This window comes from Streptococcus sp. 2100, from assembly GCF_013276335.1.
Taxonomy (GTDB): Bacteria; Bacillota; Bacilli; order Lactobacillales; family Streptococcaceae; genus Streptococcus; species Streptococcus pseudopneumoniae.
In genome coordinates this window covers 1-4,554 of the sequence record NZ_VMKV01000019.1, presented here as the reverse complement: position 1 = coordinate 4,554, position 4,554 = coordinate 1, and the positions used below count along the sequence as shown (strand labels likewise).

Sequence of the window (4,554 nt, the reverse complement as noted above, 5' to 3'; positions counted from 1 at the left end):
TCACGTACTTTTTTGTCACTTATCTCCTCGCAAACCCTTGATAATACTGACTTTTTGACACCCCCAAAGTATATATAAAGTAAGTTATAAAGTAAGTATGAAAGTAACTCCTTTAGAAAAAATCCTTCATTTTTTTTTAATTTTTCAAAAAAAAAGACCCTATCGGGCCAATCTCTTAAAAATGCATCCGGGGTCTTTACAGCTCGAAGCTGAAGGCAGTCCCACACCCGACACAAAATAGTGCCCTTTGAGCTATCCGTTTCCAGTTGCCCGACCTATAAAGAGATTCACGCCACCGACCGTATCGCTGAGGCGCCTCAATTTGATTATATCACAAATGTCTATTTTTGACACCCATTATAAAACTATGTTATAATTTAATCAACAACAAGAGTAGTGAGTTCATCACGCTAAACGAAAAGCACCCTGTCCGCCAAGACTTAGGGTGCTTTTTTGCGCTAGCTACAACACACTAGCGTTCGTGAAAAGTGACACTATTTCTCGTTGTCATCGAAGCGCTTTTCAATCCACTTCATCCCATAGGCTTTCCCCAACTCGTACGCTAAGGGCAACACTACTCGGACAACAACAAGAAGAGTAATGAGTTCTAACAAGCTAAACACCTCCTTTCGAAGGCTTAGTGCCAGAATATTGCTATTATACCATGTCCGCTTGTTTTATTCCATGGTCTATTTGACAACAAGGAACCTAGGTCGTTAGTCTTTGGTTTGTCGGTCAGCTGAACAAAGTTCAGACTGAACCGCCTTAACCAGTCTAACTTGACCTAGCTTATTGTCAAATAGCTTTCACGGCATAAATCGCTCAGATACTCCGCCCTTTTGTAGGCTCATGTCTTTTCCTAGACAGTTCTCGTGTCTCTCTTAAGTTTTCTAAACGCTTATTGAGGCTGGTTACTTCTTTTTCTGTTATGACTTCAGAAAGGTCATCTAAGAGATTTTTAGAAACTTTCAACTCCCTGTTTTCTAGCTTTAATGCTTTGTTTTCAGTCTCTAATTGCTGATTTTTCCATTCTGCATGAGATAGGCTATTTTCAAGCCTACTCTTTGCTTCTTTCATGCCTGCTAGTGCATTTCTAAGTAACTCATTTTGATTGACCGCCTGCTCCAGCTTCTCTACAACATCAGACACAAACGTCTTCAGTCGTCCAACAAAATCCGAAGTAAAATTAAAGCCATCGCCAAACAGTTTAGGAGTAGCATTTTCTAATTCTTCCTGCAACTCTTTGGCAACTCGACGTCTATCTAAATCTCTATACGAAATTTTCGATAAGTTACTTGATTGTTCCACCAAAAGTTGCGTTTTTTCTCTATGAGCTCTCTCCAGACGAACCACATCATCGCTCAGACGCTTAGAATCGCTTTTTAACCCCTTTATTTCCTCCTGACGACTATTTACCTCAGAATTTAACTCAGATAGCTCTGAGAGCCTCTCAGAAGCCTCAGAATCGATTTTACCGTATTCGTCAATCTTTTTCTCAAGGACACCCTCTAAACGTCCTAAATCTGCCCTTAAATCGTTTCTATGAGTGTCTAGCCATTTGAAACGCTCTTCCAACGTCGCTTCTCGGATGTTAAATGTCACGTCTGAATCTGCAAACAAAGAACCTATGTCCTCATAATCTTGAATTTCTGACATTGTTGCAGGTCTACGTTCTTCCGTATGCCAATATTTTGGCGCTCCTAAATCTAGCAATTCCTGATTAAGAGCTTCACGCCCCATTTTTTCCTTGTAGTCCGCCACACTCAAATGCTGTTCTTTGCTATCTCGCTTTCCACGTTGCAACTCAAAACCATGCTCATTCATGTACTTTGGCAAATCTTCCTGAATATGCTTTAGCTCCTCACGGTTAAACATAACCTTTGATGACAGCTTACCATTTCTCATTGGCACAATCCCTAAGTGCATGTGTGGGGTACTCTCATCAAGATGTACACTGGCATAAGCAACGTTGGTTTCTCCGTAATTCTCCGCGAAGTAGTTTTTAGCCGTTTCAAAAAATTTTCTCGTCTGCTCCTGGCCCAACTTTTCAAAAAAATCTTTATCTGACGTAATAATCCATTCATCACACAAAACAGCGTCTTTCCGTATCCCACGTTTAGAACTCTTGTTCTCGTTCACATAGTCCTTAATTTGCCGTTCATACGACACAGAGCGGTCACGATCCGTCAACTCATAGTTGAGGTGTGACCTGCTCGTGTCGATGTCTTTGTTTGAGTGCTTTTCAAAAATCCGTTCATTGTGCTTATATGCGCCACCCAAATTCCCAACTTTCATTTTCTGCATTCTCGCAACCATGTAGCTCATAACTTTTACCTCCTCAGGTGGGTCATTCGAGTAGCGAATGACAGACGAGCCGGCAAGCCTATTGCTCGTCTATTGTGATAACATTCTAGCTAGAGTTTTAGCACAAATTTCGGCTAACTTCCATGTAAAGTATAACGCACTATACTTTACTTCGTAAAAGTGCGTTCTCCGAAGGCTCTTGCAGAGAGCTAGTCCGCCCACTTTATGCCAGGGCGAACTACAAAAAAAGCCCTCGAATCGCAAGGGCATTTTTTGAAAAAATGACAGTCGGACGGCTTCGCTATTGTCCGACCAAAAAATCAAAGTAAACATAGTTGAGAAAATTATCTCCATAGGAAACATTGATACTATCAACTCCACACATCCTACATAGACAGTTTCCATTATATTTTTTAATATTCTTCAAAACTATATCTTATACAAATTATTTAATCTTTCTAACTCTAATACATTCATACATACTTCTACTCCAGTAACTCCCCCCTTACTATGAATAACCCCACAAGAAAACACAATCCTCTCCTTACTCAAAATATTTGACAACACTACTAATGATTCTAAAATATAATCCTTTATAATAATAAAACTATTATTTTCATCCTTAGCAAACTCTATAAATCCAATATCCTTACACCTATCACCAAGATGAAACCTAAGTGATTTCAAAAAATAATCAAAAAAAACATCACCCTTCATAGAAAACCCTTTCATTTTTTAAAATATTCTGATATAATCATACAAAAAATAAAGGAGAACTACCATGAAAAAACTTATTTTATTTATAACTACCTTTCTCACTCTTCTTTCATTTACTGTTACAACATATGCCGAAACTCCAAAAGCAAACCAAATCACCCCATATTCTACTGCAACTGGAAATGGTGGAGTTTCCAAAATAGAAATTTATGATAACCGAAGTAGAGCATGGTGGTACGCACGACCTTATACTAAAAGCTCTTATCAATTCTCTGGAGGAGTTCGTATTACATTAACAAATGGCCGTACCTTATATTACCCGGTAAGCGGTCAAGGTAGGGCAGGACAATCAGTTAGTGGTTCAATATATGTAAGCGGAAAAATAAAAAGAGTAACTTTTACAGGTGTAGCTTACGGCCCTGGTGGAATACAAATAGCACTTCCTCAATCAGAAACAAATAATTACAGTAGTGGTGGTTCAGGGATGAGCATACCGAACCCTGAAATTCTATACGAAGAATAATTCACTAACAAGAAAGAGACTGGGACAATTTTGTCCCAGTCTCTTTAAATTTCATCAACATCGAGCTGCTTTTTCATCTCAATAGCATCTTTTTACTCATAAATTAGATATAAACAAGTGTTTTCCATGACAGTTACAACCATTTGAACCATACTTAGATTTTTGAACAGTGCTTAATCTAAAAAATCATAAATATCTGTCTGTCGACTTCTTTCTTCAGCTTGCTTGATTATCTCTGCAGTTGGTACTTGTCGATTATCAGTAATCTGCATTTCATAGCCTATGACCTTTCGGCCATTTTTAACTACGTTTAGATAAACATCTACCCCTAATTTTTTCTCTAGCTCTTCTGCCCCAACTTTCAGACAGTTCCTTGCAAAGATTGCAGGGGGCATTCTTCTCTCTTCCCCTAAAAACCAATCTTGCCAATCGTCTAAATCTCCTTGAATGGTTGTGACACGTTGATTTTTAAAGCGATTTGCTTCCCACAATTTCATCAAAATAATGGCATACTTTGATTTGATTTGAGCTAACTCTGCCAATTTGAACGAGAAGAACTGGCTACGTAAAGCAAATACGTAAGGCGCAGCATCTTCTGAAAAGATAAATTCCACTTCGCCATTAGCTAAGAATTTAATTTTTCTAAATAACTGGGTCATCAATATCCCTTTAACGCCATTCTCAACGATTGGCAGATATAACGCAGTGTTTTCGTTTAGGGCTTTAAAGCCACGTGCCACACGCTCATAGTTTTTCCCTGAAGCGTTCAATCCAAAGTGCTTCAGCACCTCTTTTGCATTTGTCGTAAATGTATCTGTTGCAGTGCTTTCTTTGGTCACATAGCTAAAACAATAGTCCAGTAGCTTATGTTCAAAGGCTTTTAAATTCCCAAAGGCTTTGGCTAGGTCATTCGCTTGTACTACTAGATAATCTTGTCTAGACATCAAGCCCTCAAACGCATTTTCTGACTTCCCTTTTTTCATGGCTTAACCTCACGTACTTTTTTGTCA

Annotated in this window: 4 protein-coding genes; 1 reads left to right on the top strand and 3 read right to left on the bottom strand. The window is 38.7% G+C overall.

All coding sequences use genetic code 11. The features are described 5' to 3' along the window. Window positions 1–822: 822 nt before the first annotated feature. Both mobV and HT669_RS03730 read right to left on the bottom strand, forming a co-directional pair. Window positions 823–2,325, bottom strand: a complete 1,503-nt coding sequence (gene mobV, locus HT669_RS03735; RefSeq protein ID WP_023937738.1) for a MobV family relaxase — start codon at window positions 2,323–2,325, stop codon at window positions 823–825. A gap of 408 nt (window positions 2,326–2,733) precedes the next feature. After that, complete coding sequence (locus tag HT669_RS03730) at window positions 2,734–3,021, bottom strand: hypothetical protein (protein WP_078373521.1); 288 nt, start codon at window positions 3,019–3,021, stop codon at window positions 2,734–2,736. 64 nt (window positions 3,022–3,085) lie between these two features. Here HT669_RS03730 and HT669_RS03725 point away from each other — a divergent pair, with 64 nt between their 5' ends. After that, window positions 3,086–3,544 carry a hypothetical protein gene (locus HT669_RS03725; RefSeq protein WP_000733562.1) on the top strand — a complete coding sequence of 153 codons (459 nt, stop codon included), beginning with the start codon at window positions 3,086–3,088 and terminating at the stop codon, window positions 3,542–3,544. Between the two features lie 173 nt (window positions 3,545–3,717). On the opposite strand, the gene HT669_RS03720 is transcribed toward HT669_RS03725, so the two are convergent. Next, the gene (locus HT669_RS03720; protein ID WP_000715517.1) at window positions 3,718–4,527 is read right to left on the bottom strand and encodes a replication initiation protein; all 810 of its coding nucleotides are present in this window, start codon (window positions 4,525–4,527) and stop codon (window positions 3,718–3,720) included. Between the last annotated feature and the right edge of the window lie 27 nt (window positions 4,528–4,554).

Coding starts and splice junctions, on each gene's coding strand:
- HT669_RS03720 (WP_000715517.1), bottom strand. CDS start 4,527: ATGAAAAAAGGGAAGTCAGAAAATGCGTTTGAGGGCTTGATGTCTAGA.
- HT669_RS03725 (WP_000733562.1), top strand. CDS start 3,086: ATGAAAAAACTTATTTTATTTATAACTACCTTTCTCACTCTTCTTTCA.
- mobV (WP_023937738.1), bottom strand. CDS start 2,325: ATGAGCTACATGGTTGCGAGAATGCAGAAAATGAAAGTTGGGAATTTG.
- HT669_RS03730 (WP_078373521.1), bottom strand. CDS start 3,021: ATGAAGGGTGATGTTTTTTTTGATTATTTTTTGAAATCACTTAGGTTT.